This is a genomic window from Pseudooceanicola nanhaiensis (genome assembly GCF_020171315.1).
GTDB lineage: Bacteria > Pseudomonadota > Alphaproteobacteria > Rhodobacterales > Rhodobacteraceae > Pseudooceanicola > Pseudooceanicola nanhaiensis_A.
On the sequence record NZ_JAIUZP010000009.1, the window covers coordinates 195644 to 209863 of the forward strand.

A 14220-nucleotide genomic window follows, 5' to 3' on the forward strand; every position below is an offset into this window, starting at 1 on the left:
CGACCGATAGGCCGGGCAGCGCCGACCCGCCCCCATGGGGCGGCGCTATCGCGCCACCCCGCGGGACGGCGCTGCCCTTTGCGATTGCCGGAGAGCGATGCGTTGACCGGCGACCTACGCCGCACTCAGCCTTGCATAGCGGCCCGCCGCCTGTGCCAGCTCCTCGTGGCTGCCCAGTTCGACGATCCGCCCCTGTTCCATGACCGCGATCCGGTCGGCGTTGCGGATCGTGCCCAGACGGTGCGCGATCACCAGCGTGGTGCGCCCGACCGAGAGCGCCTCCAGCGCCGCCTGGATCTGGCGCTCGGTCTCGGTGTCGAGCGCCGAGGTCGCCTCGTCGAGGATCAGCACCGGCGGGTTCTTCAGGAAGGCCCGGGCGATCGCCACCCGCTGCTTCTGGCCACCCGACAGCATCACGCCGCGCTCGCCCACGACCGTGTCCAGCCCCTCGGGCAGGCCCTCGATCAGGTCGGCCAGCTGGGCCTTGGCGGCGGCGTCGAGGATCTCGGCCTCGCTGCAGCCGAGACGGCCATAGGCGATGTTCTCGCGCAGGGTGCCGCCGAAGAGGAAGACATCCTGCGACACGAGGCCGATCTGCTGGCGCAGGCTCTGCAGAGTCATCTCGCGCAGCGGCACACCGTCGATGCGGATCTCGCCCGAGGTGGGTTCGTAGAACCGGGGCACCAGCGCCAGCAGCGTGGTCTTGCCCGCGCCCGAGGGGCCGACAAAGGCCATGGTCTCGCCCGGGGCCACGTCGAGGGAAATGCCCTTCAGCACAGGCCGCCCGTCTCCGTAGTCGAAGCCGAGGTCATCGAAGGTCACCCGCCCGGTGAAGGCGGGCGCAGGCCGCGCGCCGGGGGCATCGGCGATGTCTGGGGCGGTGTCCAGCAGCTCCTGATAGCGGCGGAAGCCCGCGATGCCGCGGGGATAGGTCTCGATCACCGCGGCGATCTTGTCGAGCGGACGGAAGAAGACGTTCACCAGCAGCAGGAAGGCCACGAAGCCGCCGGTGGTCAGCTCGCCGCGCAGCACGAAGACCGCGCCCGCGACCATCACCACCACTTGGATGAAACGCATCCCCATGTAGTTCAGCGCCGAGGAGGCGGCCATGACCTTGTAGGCGGCCAGCTTGGTGTCGCGGTACTTCTCGTTGTCCTTGGCAAAGAGCTTGCGCTCGTGGTCCTCGTTGGCGAAGGCCTGCACCACGCGCATCCCACCCACGTTCTCTTCCAGCCGGACGTTGAAATCGGCCACGCGGGCATAGATCGCGCGCCACGTCGACGTCATCCGCCCGCCGTAGACCGTGACGATGGCCACGCAGGCGGGCACGATCGCGGCGGTGATGAAGGCCAGTTCGGGGTTGATCGTCAGCATCAGGAGGAAGGCGCCGATGAAGGTCATCACCGCGATGAACAGATCCTCCGGCCCATGGTGGGCCACCTCGCCGATCTCTTCGAGGTCGCGGGTCACGCGGGCCACCAGCTTGCCGGTGCGGACCTTGTCGAAATAGGAGAAGGACAGCCGCTGCAGGTGGTCGAAGGCGCGGCGGCGCATCTCGGTCTCGATGTTGATGCCCAGCATGTGACCCCAGTAGATCACGATGGCCATCAGCCCGGTGTTGAAGAGGTAGACCGCCAGCAGGCCCACGGCGGCCAGCACCGTCATGGCGATATCGCCACTGGGCAGCAGCCTGTCGATGAAAGCCTGGATGGCGAGGGGGAAGGCCAGTTCCAGCAGGCCGGAGGCGACGGCACAGCCGAAGTCGACCCAGAACAGGGTGCGCCACGGGCGGTAGTAATCGAAGAATTGTCGCAGCATGGGGGCTCGTGCAGCAGGGCCCGGTGCCGACGGGTGCGGGCGAGGTTGAGGGATGCCTTCGGCCCTAGCACCGGCACGCGCCCTTGGCGAGAGCGCAGGCCCACAGAAGGGCCACGCCGCTGCGCAGGGCCGCACGGCTGTCAGATTATGCGGCGGAGAAGCTTCATCATCTGACGCTTGCGCGGCGTCACCGGCGGCTCCATCAAGCGGCCCGCGTTCAGGCGCGGCTGGATCATCACCGGCTTCATGTGGCTGAAGGTCTCGAACCCGGCCTCGCCGTGGTAGGCGCCCTGACCGGAGGGGCCGATGCCGCCGAAGGGCAGCGTATCGAAGGCCACGTGGAGGACGGTGTCGTTCACCGTGACCCCGCCGGAGCGGGTGCCGGAGAGCCAGGGGGCGATCTCCTCCTGCCGGCGGCCAAAGACATAGAGCGCCAGCGGATGATCCCGCGCGGTGACGAAGGCCATGGCCTCCTCCGCCGTGTCATAGGGGACGACGGGCAGAAGCGGGCCGAAGATCTCCTCCTGCATGATGCGCAGGCCGGGATGCGGGTCCACGACGATCGCGGGCGGGAACTTGTGCTGCTTGGCGGGGATGGAATCCGAGGGCAGGCGGATCACCTGCGCGCCGGAGGTCTCGGCCTCGTGCAGCAGGCTGCGCAGCCGGTCGCGGTGGCGCGGCGTGATGATCGCGGCGAAGTCCGGGCTGGCCGCCCCCTCGGGGTAAAGCGCGAGGAAGGCCGCCTCCAGCTTGGCGGTGAGGTCTTCCATCATCGGGCGCGGCACCAGCACATAATCGGGCGCCACGCAGACCTGCCCGGCATTGGCGCCCTTGCCCCAGGCGATGCGCCGCGCGGCGCGGTCGAGGTCCGCCGAGGGCGTGATCACCGCCGGGGATTTGCCGCCAAGTTCCAGCGTGACCGGGGTCAGGTTGCGGGCGGCGGCCTCGGCCACCTTGCGCCCCACGGGGGTGGAGCCGGTGTAGAGCAGGTGATCGAAGGGCAGGGTGGTGAAGGCGGCGGCGGCCTCCGGCCCGCCCTGCACGACGCAGAGTTCCTCGGGCGCGAATTCCTGCGCCAGGGCCTCTTCCAGCGCCGCGGCGGTGCGCGGCGTCAGCTCGGAGGGTTTCAGCATCGCCCGGTTGCCTGCCGCCAGCGCCGCCGCCACAGGGGCCACGGCAAGGTAGACCGGGAAGTTCCACGGCGCGACGATGCCGACAACGCCCCGGGGCTGCGGCATCAGCCGCCCCCGGGCGGGCATCAGGTAGAGTGGCGCCCGCACCCGGCGCGTGCGCATCCAGCGCGACAGGCTGCGCTTGGCGTGTCGGATCTCGCGCAGGGACATGGTGATGTCGAAAAGCTCGGACTCCGCCGCCGGGCGATAGGAGAAATCCGCGCTCATGGCCTCGATCAGCGCGGGGGCGGCCTCGGTCAGGGCGGTCTCCAGCCGGGTCAGGCGATCCCGCCGCTGCGCGTAGGACACGACAGGATCGGCCCGGGCAGCCTCCTGCTGACGGGCGAAGAGCGCCTCCATCAGCGGGCGCGTGGCTGGTTGCAAGATTTGGTCCATGGGCACAAATCCGTCACGTGCAGTTGCAATGTCGTCTTGTCCCCTCGCGCCCAGCTTGTCAGTTTTGCTGCGTTGCGTCCAGTCGCGTGGCTGCACTGCGGCATGAAAAGGCCGGGTGCAGCATCCGCCCGCGCCGGGCTGCCCTGCGCGGCGCGGGCGGGGCCTAGCGGGTCGCTCGGGCGTGGAAGATGAAGCCGAGGAAGTTCAGCAACAGCTGCGCCGCGAGGATCTGCGTGCTCTCTGTCGGGTCATAGGCGGGGGCGACCTCGACAAGGTCGATGCCCACCACCTCGCCGCGTCCGGCCAGCCCCTGCAGGATTTCCAGCACGTCGTAGTAGAGGAAGCCGCCATGGCTCGGCGTGCCGGTGCCCGCCGCGATGGAGGGGCAGAAAGCGTCGATGTCGATGGTGACATAATAGCGCGCGCCCTCGGGAATGCGGGCCAGCACCGCCTCGGTCCCCAGCTTGCGGACCTGCCGGACGGAGAGGATGTCGGAGCCCCGCGCCCGCGCATCCTCGTAGCCGTCCCGCGCGGTGGAAGAGACGTTGCGGATGCCCAGCTGGGTCATGCCCGAGACGTAGTCCTTCTCGATCGCGCGCCGCATCGGGTTGCCGTGGCCTGCCGTGACCCCGTGGCGCACGTCCACGAAATCCAGATGCGCGTCGATCTGGATCACATGCACCGGCCCGTTGGCGGCGCAATCGGCGGCAAAGGCCTCGACACAGGGGATGTTGATCGAATGATCGCCGCCGATCACCACCGGCAGGGCACCGGCGGCGAGGATCTTCTCCACCCCCAGCCGGATGCCGGCGTGGCTTTCCTCGGTCTTGGTGTGGATGATGTCGGCATCCCCGATGTCCACGATCCGCACGGAACTGTCGAGGTAGGTGGCGTCGTCCTCGTGGTCGTATGCCCCCGCATGGCCGAAGCTGAAGAGGGTGGAGGCCTCGCGCACCGCGCGGGGGCCGAAGCGCGCCCCGGGCCGCCACTGGGTGCCGAAGTCGAAGGGCGCGCCGAGTACGGCCACATCGGCCTCGATCGCGTCCCAGTCCGGCACGTAGGGTGCCTTGGCGAAGGTCGAAATGCCCACGAAGGGCAGGTTCAGGCGGCCCGCGTCGTAGCTGTGTCCGGTCATGCGCTCAATCCCTCTCTCTTGTCAGGGCATTGAAGGGCAAAGCGCGGCGGATGCCAACCGTGGCGCACAGGGCGAAAGAGGCCCCGTGGGGCCTCTTGCTGTCGTCCGTGTCCGATCCCGTGGGCTCAGGTCATCCCGTCAGGTCCATGGCCCGGGCCGCCCCGCGCGCTTGCCGGAGCGCGGAACGCGGGTGGTGGAGGTCGTGGGCTCCTGCGGCGCAGGCGCAGGCGCGTAGCTGGCGCGGGCGGGCTGGCGGCCCATCTGCGCGGCCAGTTCCTTCAGCGCGGCCACCCGGTTCTCGGTCGCGGGGTGGGTGGAGAAGAGCTTGTCGCGCCCGCCGCCATGGAGCGGGTTGATGATGAACATATGCGCCGTCGCCGGGTTCCGCTCGGCCGCGACGTTGTCGATCCGGGCCGCGCCCTGCTGGATGTGGACCAGCGCCGAGGCCAGCCAGAGCGGGTTGCCGCAGATCTCGGCGCCCGCGCGGTCGGCAGCGTATTCGCGGGTCCGGCTGATCGCCATCTGCACCAGCGCCGCCGCGATCGGGGCAAGGAACATCATGGCGATCGTGCCCAGCAGGCCCATCCGCTCCCGGCTGCCGCCGAAGAAGAGCGCGAAGTTCGCCAGCATCGAGATCGCACCGGCGAAGGTCGCCGTCACGGTCATGATCGCGGTGTCATGGTTGCGGATGTGGGCCAGCTCATGCGCGATGACGCCGGCCAGCTCCTCCCGCGGGAGGGTGCGGATCAGGCCTGCGGTCACCGCCACGGCGGCGTTGCTGGGGTTGCGCCCGGTAGCAAAGGCGTTGGGCTGGTCGGTGTTGATCAGGTAGACGGCAGGCATCGGCAGGCCCGCGTTCTGCGCCAGTTCCGCGACGAGGCTGTGCAGCCCCATGCGGTCGTTCGGGGTGACGGGCTGCGCATTGTGCATGCGCAGCACCATCTTGTCGGAGTTCCACCAGGTGAAGACGTTCATCAGCGCGGCCACGATCAGCGCGATCAGCGCACCGCCCGAGCCCCCCATCAGGTACCCGATCCCCATGAAGAGGGCGGTCATCGCCGCCATCAGCAGGGCCGTCTTGAAATATCCCATCGTCAACCTCCGACACGTTCTCTCCTAGGGGAACGCCTAGAGATATAGGTGGGGTCCATCGGGACGCAAGAAACCGCTCAGTAGGGCAGCCCCACATAGTTGAGAGCCATCGTGCGCCGGGCGCTTTCGACCTCTTCCAGCTGGAGCAGCTCGCTCTCCTGGATCTTCTGGTCGAACTCGGAGGCCTCGGGGAAGCGGTGCAGCACCGAGGTCATCCACCAGCTGAAGCGCATGGCGCCCCAGATCCGCTTGAGCGCGGTGGCGGAGTAGGTCTCGATCCCCTGACGGTCGCCCGCGCCGTAGAAGGCGATCAGCGCACGGCTGAGGTAATGCACGTCCGAGGCGGCGAGGTTCAGGCCCTTGGCGCCGGTGGGCGGCACGATATGCGCGGCATCCCCGACGAGGAACAGCCGCCCGAACTGCATCGGTTCGCAGACGAAGCTGCGCAGGGGGGCGATGGATTTCTCGATCGAGGGGCCGGTCTGCATCGGCTCGGCCACTTCGGCGGGCAGCCGGCGGCGTAGCTCGTCCCAGAACATCTGGTCGGTCCAGTCCTCGACCTTGTCGCTCAGCGGCACCTGCACGTAGTAGCGCGACAGCGTCGCACTGCGCATCGAGGCAAGGGCAAAGCCGCGCGGGTGGTTGGCATAGACCAGTTCCTCTGCCGCCGGGGCGGTTTCGGAGAGGATGCCCAGCCAGCCGAAGGGATAGACCCGCTCGAACTCCTGCCGCACACCGGTGGGGATGGTCTGGCGGCTGACGCCGTGGAAGCCGTCGCATCCCGCGATGTAGTCGCAGTCGACCCGGTGCTCGACCCCGTCCTTGCGGTAGGTGACATAGGGCGCGTCGCTCTTGGGATCGTGGATCGCCACGTCGGCCGCGTCATGGATCACGGTCGCCCCGATCCGGTCCTGCGCCGCGTAGAGATCGCGCGTCACCTCGGTCTGGCCATAGACCATGACCTCCTCGTTCACGAGCGACTTGAAGTCGATCCGGAACATGCCGTGCTGGGTCGAGAGGTTGCAGCCCTCGTGGGGGTGGCCTTCGATGTCCATCCGCTCGGCACAGCCTGCCTCGCGCAGGAGCCCGACCATGCCGCGTTCCAGCACGCCGGCCCGAATGCGGCCCAGAACATAGTCGCGCGACTTGCGCTCCAGCACGACCGTCTCGATGCCCTTGAGGTTCAGAAGCTGCGACAGCAGAAGCCCGGAAGGCCCGCCGCCAATGATGCAAACCTGTGTACGCATGATGTCCTCCTCTTGTGGCTTGGCATTATCCGAACGCAGATGCGTCTGATAATGGACATATCACGCCACGACTGTTCATATCGGAACATGGAGCGGCCAGATCAGATGATTCCCGCCTTCGATCTCTTCGGCGAGACGGGGCGCTTTCCCGATATCCTGCACGTGGAGCGGATCATCGACCGTGCCGCGCTGCATGACTGGGTGATCTCTCCGCACCGGCACGGCTTCCTGCATCAGTTCTTCCTGATCGAGACCCCCGGGGCGCGGGTCACCATCGACGGGCGCGAGACAGAGCTTGGCGGCGATGCCGCCGTGTCGATCCCGCCGTGGATCGTGCATGGCTTCCGCTTCCGGCAGGGCACGCGCGGCTATGTGCTGACGCTGCCCGTGGACAACCTGCCCGCGCTCTTAGGGGCCGACAGCGCCTGCGGCCCGGTGCTGGCGACGCCCGGCGTTCTGGCCGAGGGGGCCGCCCTGCGCGGGGCCTTCGCCGCCGTGCGGGAGGAATTGCCGCGACAGGGCCGCACCCGGGACACCGCGCTGCTGGCCCTTGCCACGTGGATCGGGGCGCGGATCGCGCGCGGGCTGGAGGAGACCCGGCAGGAGGCGACCGCCGCCCGGCCCGAGCGCCACATGATGCGCTTCGATGCGCTGCTGCGGCGCGATCTGGCCAAGCGGCGCGCGATCTCCGACTATGCGGAGGACCTCGGGATGAGCACGACCCATCTGAACCGGCTGGTGCGCCGGACCACCGGGCTCTCGGCTGCCGCCTACGTGGAAAGCCGCCTGTTTCAGGAGGCCAGGCGTCAGCTGGCCTATACCCGTCTGCCGGTCAGCGAGGTGGGCTACCAGCTGGGCTTCGGCGATCCGGCCTATTTCTCCCGCGCCTTCCGGCGGCACTGCGGAGAGAGCCCGGGCGACTATCGCCGCAGGGTCGATCCCGCGAACGGCTAGCGGCCCGCGACGTTGCCCTTGGCAACCGAGACGGCCTTGAGCACCGCAAAGACCCGCTGCCCCGGGGCCAGTCCCAGCCCCTCGACCGAGCGGCGGGTGACCCGCGCCAGCAGGGCGGAGCCCCCCAGTGACAGCTGCACCAGCGCGCCGGGCCCGTCGCCCATGCGGATCGCGCGGATCTGCACCTCCAGCAGGTTCAGCGCCGAGATATGCTCGGGCCGCTGCGTGGCCAGCATGACATCCGCGGCCTCGACATAGACCCGCAGGGTCTGGCCGGGCGCCGCCGAGACCCGGGGCAGCAGCAGGCGCTGGCCCTCGACCGACAGCTCGCTGAGCCCGTCTGCGTGATGCGCGACGACGCGGGTTTCCAGCAGCGCACCCGCCGCATGGGCGCCCAGCGGGGTCACCTCCGGGTCGCCCAGCACCTCTGCCGCGGCACCCTGCCGGATCACCCGGCCCGATTGCAGCACGACCACATGTGTCGCCAGCCGCGCCACCTCTGCCGCGGAGTGGGAGACATAGAGGATCGGTGTCTCCACCTCGTCGCGCAGCCGCTCGAAATAGGGCAGGATCTCGGCCTTGCGGGCCTCGTCGAGGGCGGCCAGCGGCTCGTCCGCGAGGATCAGCCTCGGCGCGGCCAGCAGGGCCCGGCCAATGGCGACGCGGCTCTTCTCGCCGCCCGAAAGGGCGCCGGGGCGGCGCTCCAGCAGCGGGCCGATGCCCAGCATCTCGAGGACCCGCGCCTCGCTCTCGCGCTTGGCGCCCTTCGGGGCGAAGAACCCGCCATAGCGCAGGTTCTGCTTCACGGTCAGATGTGGAAAGAGCCGGCTTTCCTGAAAGATATAGCCCAGCCGGCGCCGGTGCGGCGGCAGGAACCGCCCCGCGGCACTGTCGAGCAGCACCCAATCGTCCACCGCGATGCGGCCTGCATCGGGGCGCAGCAGCCCGGCCACTGCGTTGATCAGCGTCGTCTTGCCGGACCCGGAGCGCCCGAAGAGCACGGTCAGCCCCGGCGGGGCCTCGAAACCCACATCGAGGGAGAAGCTGCCGAAATCATGGCGGAGCGCGACCGAGAGCGTCATTGGCCCGCCACCCGTTTTGCCACCCGCCGCGCCAGCAGTTCCGAGGCCAGCAGCGCCGAAAGCGCCAGCACGACCGAGATCAGCACCAGCCGCAGCGCCGCGCCCTCGGCACCGGGGACCTGCAGGAAGGCATAGATCGCCGAGGGCAGCGTCTGGGTCTGGCCCGGGATGTTGGAGACGAAGGTGATCGTCGCGCCGAATTCCCCCATCGCCTTGGCAAAGGCGAGGATCGCCCCCGCGATGACGCCGGGCAGGATCATCGGCAGGGTGACGGTGGCAAAGACCCAGAGCCGCGGCGCACCAAGGGTCGCGGCGGCCTCCTCCAGCTTGGGGTCCACCGCCTCGACCGAGAGGCGGATGGCGCGGACCATCAGCGGAAAGGCCATGATGCCCGCCGCCAGCGCCGCGCCCGTCCAGCGGAAGGCGAAGACGATGCCGACTTCCTGCAGGAGCCCGCCCACCGGGCCCCGGGTGCCGAAGGTCAGCAGCAGCAGGTAGCCGGTGACCACCGGCGGCAGGATCAGCGGCAGATGGACGAGGCCATTGAGCAACTCGCGCCCCGGGAAGCGCCAGCGGGCGAGGGCATAGGCGGTGAACACGCCAAGCGGCAGGCTGACCAGCGTCGCCCAGAGGGAGACGCGCAGTGACAGGGCCACCGCGCTCCATTCCGCCGGGGACAGCGGCTGTGTCAGCCCGTCGAGCATTCAGTCTCCCGCCACGATGAAGCCGAGGGCGGTGAAGACCGCCTCGGCCTCCGGTCCCTTGAGGTAGTCGAGGAAAGCGCTGGCCGCCTCGCTGCCCGCGCCAAGGGTGGCGGCAGGATAGACGATGGGCGGGTGGCTGTCGGCGGGGAAGGTGCCAAGGACGCTGACCCCCGGATCGGCGGCGGCGTCGGTGGCATAGACGATGCCCATGGGCGCCTCGCCGGTCGAGACGAGCGCGAGGGCGGCGCGCACGTTGTCGGCCTGCGCGACCGAGGGCGCGACGCTGTCCCAGAGCCCGAGGTGCTCCAGCGAGGCCTTGCCGTAGATGCCTGCGGGCACCGCATCGACCAGCGCCATGGCCAGCCGCCCGCCGTCCAGCAGGGCAGGCAGGTCGAGGGCCGGGGTGATCTCCACCGGGTCGGCGCCCTCGCCGTGGCCGATCAGCACGATGGCGTTTTCCAGCAGGTCGGTGCGGGTGCCCTCGGTCAGCAGGCCCCCGTCCTCCAGCGTGTCCATCCAGCTTTCATTGGCCGAGATGAAGACATCCGCCGGCGCGCCCTGCTGGATCTGCCGCGCCAGCGCCGAGGACCCGGCGAGCGCCACGGTGGCCTCGTGTCCGGTGGCGGCGGCAAAGGCGGGCGCGATCTGGTCCATCGCGTTCTTCAGGCTGGCCGCGGCAAAGACGGTGATCTGGTCGGCCGCCGCGGGCAGGGCAGGCAGCGCCAGCATCAGGCCGAGGGCGAGGGGACGGAGCGCGGACATGGGGGACCTCCACTGGGCATGCATCTGGATATGTTTCAGCGAACATATCGTCGACACGAGATCGGGCAAGCGTTATTTTCCGTCGGACATATCCCTGACGAGAGCCCGCAGGGCGGCGATCTCCTTGGCCCCGGCTTCGGCGGTGATTGCCTCGAGGCGGCGATAATGGGCGAGGACGGCCTCGCCCATGTCTGTCAGGGCGGTGCCGCCGCCCTGTGCGCCGCCCCGGTTCCGCTCCACCAGCGGGGCCTGAAAGGCGGCGTTCATCTCTTCCACCAGCGACCAGGCGCGCTTGTAGCTCATCGACATCGCTCGTCCGGCCGCTGCGATCGACCCGGTTTCGCGGATGTTTTCCAGCAGGTCGGCCTTGCCCGGCCCCATCATCGCATTGCCGAAATGGATGCGCAGGCGCAGGCGGGGATCGGTGTCATGTGTCTCGCTCATGGGCGGATCATTCCCCAAGCGCGGCAGCGGAGCAAGAGATCACGAATTTGGGTCGCCTGAAACGCCGCTTTTCAGCTTTGCAATAATTTGATCCGATAATCGCGTCTCATGTGGTCAAACGAAATGTTTTCCGACCCGCGCACGAGAAAATCGGTGAAGCTATTTGCGGTGAAGCTGTCAAAATCGCTCAAACCCTTATGGAGTCTTCCAGATGACCGCTCTCGACCAGTTCAAATCCTCGCTCTCCCGCGCTGACCTCTGGTCGTGGATACGCGCCGGGCTGATCGGGGAGAAGGCGGTGGTCGAAGGGCCCTGGGGCGATCATCCGATGATCTATGCCGATTACGTCGCCTCGGGCCGCGCGCTGGCGCAGGTGGAGGATTTCGTCCGCGACGAGGTGCTGCCCTATTACGCCAATACCCACACGCAGGCCTCCTACTGCGGGGCGCGCTCCACCAAGCTGCGCGAGGCCGCCCGGGGCGAGATCGCCCGCATCGTCGGCGCAGGCGCGGGCACGAGCGTGGTCTTCACCGGCTCCGGCGCGACGGCGGGGCTGAACCGGATCGCGGGCCTCTTGGACATCCCCGGCGTGCTGGCCGCGGGCGGCCGCGCGGTGGTGCTGGTCGGGCCTTATGAACACCACTCCAACCTGCTGCCGTGGCGTGAGAGCGGCGCCGAGGTGATCGAGATCGCCGAGGCCGCCCACGGCGGGCCGGACATGGCGCAGATCGAGGCGGCGCTGGTGGCGAACGCGGACGCGGACCTGCTGGTGGGGACGTTCAGCGCGGCCTCCAACGTGACCGGGATCGAGACCGATACCGTGGCGGTGACCCGGCTGCTGAAGGCCCATGGCGCGCTCGCGGTCTGGGATTATGCCTGCGCCGCGCCCTATGTCGCCATCGACATGGGCGAAGGCACCGATGCCGCTAAGGACGCGGTCGTCTTCTCGGCGCACAAGTTCGTCGGCGGGCCGGGCGCCTCGGGCGTCATGGTGGTGCGCGATGCCATCGCGCGGCGGCGCACGCCCACGCTGCCCGGCGGCGGTACCGTCAGCTTCGTCTCGCCCTGGGGGCACGTCTATTCCGACGACCTTGCGCATCGCGAAGAGGGCGGCACGCCCAATGTGGTGGGCGACATCCGCGTGGCCCTCGTCATGCTGGTGAAGGAGGCGCTTGGCGTGACGGCGCTGGTCGCGCGACAGGAAGAGCTGCGCCAGCGGGCCCGTGCCGTCTGGGAGAAGAACGACCGGATCGAGATCCTCGGCTGTGCCGGGGCCGACCGGGCGCTGCCGATCTTTTCCTTCCGCATCCATGACGCCGCAGGCGGGCTGGTGCACCACCAGCTCTTCACCCGGATGCTGAGTGATCTCTACGGCATTCAGGCACGCGGCGGCTGTGCCTGCGCTGGCTCCTATGCGCACCACCTGCTGGGGCTGGACAAGGCGGCTTCCGACGCGACCTTCGCCGCCATCGCGGCGGGGCAGGAGACGCAGAAACCCGGCTGGGTGCGGCTCAACTTCTCGGCCCTGCTGAGCGACGAGAAGGTCGAGACGATCATCCGCGCCGTGGATGAACTGGCCCGCACCGCCGAGGCCAACGCCGCCCATTACGAGGCCGATCACGCCAACGCCCGCTTTGCGCCCATCGTCGCAGAGGCGCGCCGCAGCGCCTGAGGCACAGGCGGGCGTCCCCCCCGCGCCGGGTCACGGACCCCGGCGCGGGGACCCTGCCCAACGCCGGACAGCGCAGGCCGGGCCTTGCGCCACCGCGGGGCCGGACCTGCAAATCGGGCCGTTGCATTCCGACGTGAATTGCGGCTTTGCTGCCAATGGCCTGACCGGGAGCGCCGGCTGGGCGGTGCCCTGTCCCGGGGCCACCGTCGTCGCGTCCGGGCCGGACAGGCCCAGGGGTGCGCATGCGTTTCGTCTTCTTCATCAACGGGCTGGTGCTGGTCTTCTTCGCGGGGCTGATGGCGCTGGACGCGGCCCTCTTCCGGGACACGGCGGCCGTCTTCGGGCTGTCTGCGCTTGTCGTGGGCGGGATCGGCGTGCTGATCTCGGTCGCCACGGCGGGGGATTTCGATGATCTCGACCGGCTGCATACCTTCCTGCTGACATCCTCCGTCTGGTTCGCCGCCGCATTGGCCGGGGCGGCGCCGCTCTGCTTCTGGGCGCTGACGCCGGTCGATGCCCTCTTCGAGGCGATGTCGGGGATCACCACCACCGGCTCCACGGTGATGAGCGGGCTGGACACCACGCCCCACGGGGTCATCCTGTGGCGCGCGATCCTGCAATGCGTGGGCGGTGTCGGCTTCATCGTCACGGGGATCGCCCTCCTGCCGATCCTCAAGGTCGGCGGGATGCAGCTCTTTCGCACCGAAAGCTCCGAGAAGGGCGGCAAGGAGCTGCGCAATGCCACGGTCTTTGCCTCGGCCACGCTGCAAATCTACCTTGGCCTCGTGGCGCTCTGCGCGCTGGTCTACCTTGCCGGGGGCATGTCGCCCTTCGATGCCATCACCCATGCGATGACGACGCTCTCCACCGGGGGCTACTCCGGCTATGATGCGTCCTTCGGCCATTTCGAAAGCCCCTTCCTGCAATGGATGGGCACGCTCTTCATGCTGCTGGGGGCGCTGCCCTTCGCATGGTACATCCGCGCGCTGCATCGGGGTGGGTTCCGCAGCGAGCAGGTGGAGGCGATGCTGCTGAGCCTCACGGCGGTGATCGCGGGCCTGACCGTCTGGCTGGTCTGGGCGAAGGACATGGAGCTTTTCACCGCCCTGCGGCAGGTGGCCTTCAACGTGGTCTCGGTGGTGACGACCACGGGCTTTGCCTCGACGGACTACACGCTCTGGGGCCCCTTCGCGGCGGTGGCCTTCTTCGTGCTGACGGCGGTGGGCGGCTGTACGGGATCGACCGCGGGCGGCGCCAAGGCAATGCGGTGGCTGGTCTTCAGCCGCGCGATCGGGGCCCATCTGCGGATGATCCGCTATCGCCACCGGGTAACGATCATGCGCTACGAGGGCCGCCCGATCGAAGAGGATGTCCTCTCGGGCGTGATCAGCTTCTTCGTGGTCTACATGGGCACCTTCATGGTGCTGTCCATCGTGCTGGCGTTCTACGGGCTCGACTTCTCCACTGCGACCAGCGGGGCGCTGACGGCGCTGGCGAACGTCGGTCCCGGCGTGGGCAACATCATCGGGCCCGCGGGCAATTTCGCCACGCTGAGCGATCCGGTGAAACTGGTGCTGACGGTGGGGATGTACCTTGGCCGTCTGGAGATGCTGACGGTCTACGTGCTCTTTACGCCGCTCTTCCTGCGCGAGGCCGCGGCGATGGGCCCGCGTCGCTGAGGGCGCCGGGCGGGGCGGGGGCCGGGCGGGGCAGGGGCCGGGCGGGGCAGGGGCCGGCGCACC

The 14220-nt window shown here is 69.0% G+C and carries 12 protein-coding genes; 3 read left to right on the top strand and 9 right to left on the bottom strand.

The genetic code is table 11. The features are described from left to right. Window positions 1–114: 114 nt before the first annotated feature. From LCM32_RS16435 to pobA, 5 genes are all read right to left on the bottom strand, one after another. Window positions 115–1818: an ABC transporter ATP-binding protein gene (locus tag LCM32_RS16435; RefSeq protein ID WP_224822179.1), complete on the bottom strand. Its 1704-nt coding sequence runs from the start codon at window positions 1816–1818 to the stop codon at window positions 115–117. A gap of 140 nt (window positions 1819–1958) precedes the next feature. Next, the gene (locus LCM32_RS16440) at window positions 1959–3386 is read right to left on the bottom strand and encodes a coniferyl aldehyde dehydrogenase (RefSeq protein WP_224822180.1); all 1428 of its coding nucleotides are present in this window, start codon (window positions 3384–3386) and stop codon (window positions 1959–1961) included. 163 nt (window positions 3387–3549) lie between these two features. Further along, entirely contained in the window at window positions 3550–4521 is a 972-nt protein-coding gene (locus tag LCM32_RS16445; RefSeq protein WP_224822181.1) for an agmatinase, read from the bottom strand. A 138-nt stretch (window positions 4522–4659) separates the two neighbouring features. Next, the gene (gene htpX / locus LCM32_RS16450; RefSeq protein WP_224822182.1) at window positions 4660–5613 is read right to left on the bottom strand and encodes a zinc metalloprotease HtpX; all 954 of its coding nucleotides are present in this window, start codon (window positions 5611–5613) and stop codon (window positions 4660–4662) included. Window positions 5614–5690: 77 nt separating this feature from the next. Then, entirely contained in the window at window positions 5691–6860 is a 1170-nt protein-coding gene (pobA, locus tag LCM32_RS16455; RefSeq protein ID WP_224822183.1) for a 4-hydroxybenzoate 3-monooxygenase, read from the bottom strand. A gap of 87 nt (window positions 6861–6947) precedes the next feature. On the opposite strand from pobA, the gene LCM32_RS16460 reads away from it, so the two are divergent. Further along, a complete protein-coding gene (locus LCM32_RS16460; RefSeq protein ID WP_224822184.1) occupies window positions 6948–7814 on the top strand; it encodes a helix-turn-helix domain-containing protein in 867 nt (288 codons plus the stop codon). Here the strand turns inward: LCM32_RS16460 and modC are convergent. From modC to LCM32_RS16480, 4 genes are all read right to left on the bottom strand, one after another. Next, on the bottom strand, window positions 7811–8896 hold the full coding sequence (modC, locus tag LCM32_RS16465) for a molybdenum ABC transporter ATP-binding protein (protein WP_224822185.1): 1086 nt from the start codon (window positions 8894–8896) through the stop codon (window positions 7811–7813). The genes LCM32_RS16460 and modC overlap by 4 nt on opposite strands. Further along, window positions 8893–9600 carry a molybdate ABC transporter permease subunit gene (gene modB / locus LCM32_RS16470; RefSeq protein WP_224822186.1) on the bottom strand — a complete coding sequence of 236 codons (708 nt, stop codon included), beginning with the start codon at window positions 9598–9600 and terminating at the stop codon, window positions 8893–8895. Before modB ends, modC begins: the two co-directional genes overlap by 4 nt. Next, on the bottom strand, window positions 9601–10362 hold the full coding sequence (modA, locus tag LCM32_RS16475; RefSeq protein ID WP_224822187.1) for a molybdate ABC transporter substrate-binding protein: 762 nt from the start codon (window positions 10360–10362) through the stop codon (window positions 9601–9603). Between the two features lie 72 nt (window positions 10363–10434). Further along, on the bottom strand, window positions 10435–10806 hold the full coding sequence (locus LCM32_RS16480; protein ID WP_224822188.1) for a winged helix-turn-helix domain-containing protein: 372 nt from the start codon (window positions 10804–10806) through the stop codon (window positions 10435–10437). Window positions 10807–11017: 211 nt separating this feature from the next. Between LCM32_RS16480 and LCM32_RS16485 the strand changes: the two genes are divergently transcribed. Both LCM32_RS16485 and LCM32_RS16490 read left to right on the top strand, forming a co-directional pair. After that, the gene (locus LCM32_RS16485) at window positions 11018–12478 is read left to right on the top strand and encodes an aminotransferase class V-fold PLP-dependent enzyme (protein WP_224822189.1); all 1461 of its coding nucleotides are present in this window, start codon (window positions 11018–11020) and stop codon (window positions 12476–12478) included. 242 nt (window positions 12479–12720) lie between these two features. Continuing rightward, window positions 12721–14157, top strand: coding sequence for a TrkH family potassium uptake protein (locus LCM32_RS16490; RefSeq protein WP_224822190.1), 1437 nt, complete (start codon window positions 12721–12723; stop codon window positions 14155–14157). Window positions 14158–14220 lie beyond the last annotated feature (63 nt).

What these genes read in the sequence shown, in the direction of transcription:
- LCM32_RS16485 (WP_224822189.1), top strand. Translation starts at nt 11,018, where the DNA reads ATGACCGCTCTCGACCAGTTCAAATCCTCGCTCTCCCGCGCTGACCTC.
- LCM32_RS16445 (WP_224822181.1), bottom strand. Translation starts at nt 4,521, where the DNA reads ATGACCGGACACAGCTACGACGCGGGCCGCCTGAACCTGCCCTTCGTG.
- modA (WP_224822187.1), bottom strand. Translation starts at nt 10,362, where the DNA reads ATGTCCGCGCTCCGTCCCCTCGCCCTCGGCCTGATGCTGGCGCTGCCT.
- LCM32_RS16490 (WP_224822190.1), top strand. Translation starts at nt 12,721, where the DNA reads ATGCGTTTCGTCTTCTTCATCAACGGGCTGGTGCTGGTCTTCTTCGCG.
- LCM32_RS16435 (WP_224822179.1), bottom strand. Translation starts at nt 1,818, where the DNA reads ATGCTGCGACAATTCTTCGATTACTACCGCCCGTGGCGCACCCTGTTC.
- LCM32_RS16440 (WP_224822180.1), bottom strand. Translation starts at nt 3,386, where the DNA reads ATGGACCAAATCTTGCAACCAGCCACGCGCCCGCTGATGGAGGCGCTC.
- LCM32_RS16460 (WP_224822184.1), top strand. Translation starts at nt 6,948, where the DNA reads ATGGAGCGGCCAGATCAGATGATTCCCGCCTTCGATCTCTTCGGCGAG.
- LCM32_RS16480 (WP_224822188.1), bottom strand. Translation starts at nt 10,806, where the DNA reads ATGAGCGAGACACATGACACCGATCCCCGCCTGCGCCTGCGCATCCAT.
- pobA (WP_224822183.1), bottom strand. Translation starts at nt 6,860, where the DNA reads ATGCGTACACAGGTTTGCATCATTGGCGGCGGGCCTTCCGGGCTTCTG.
- htpX (WP_224822182.1), bottom strand. Translation starts at nt 5,613, where the DNA reads ATGGGATATTTCAAGACGGCCCTGCTGATGGCGGCGATGACCGCCCTC.
- modB (WP_224822186.1), bottom strand. Translation starts at nt 9,600, where the DNA reads ATGCTCGACGGGCTGACACAGCCGCTGTCCCCGGCGGAATGGAGCGCG.
- modC (WP_224822185.1), bottom strand. Translation starts at nt 8,896, where the DNA reads ATGACGCTCTCGGTCGCGCTCCGCCATGATTTCGGCAGCTTCTCCCTC.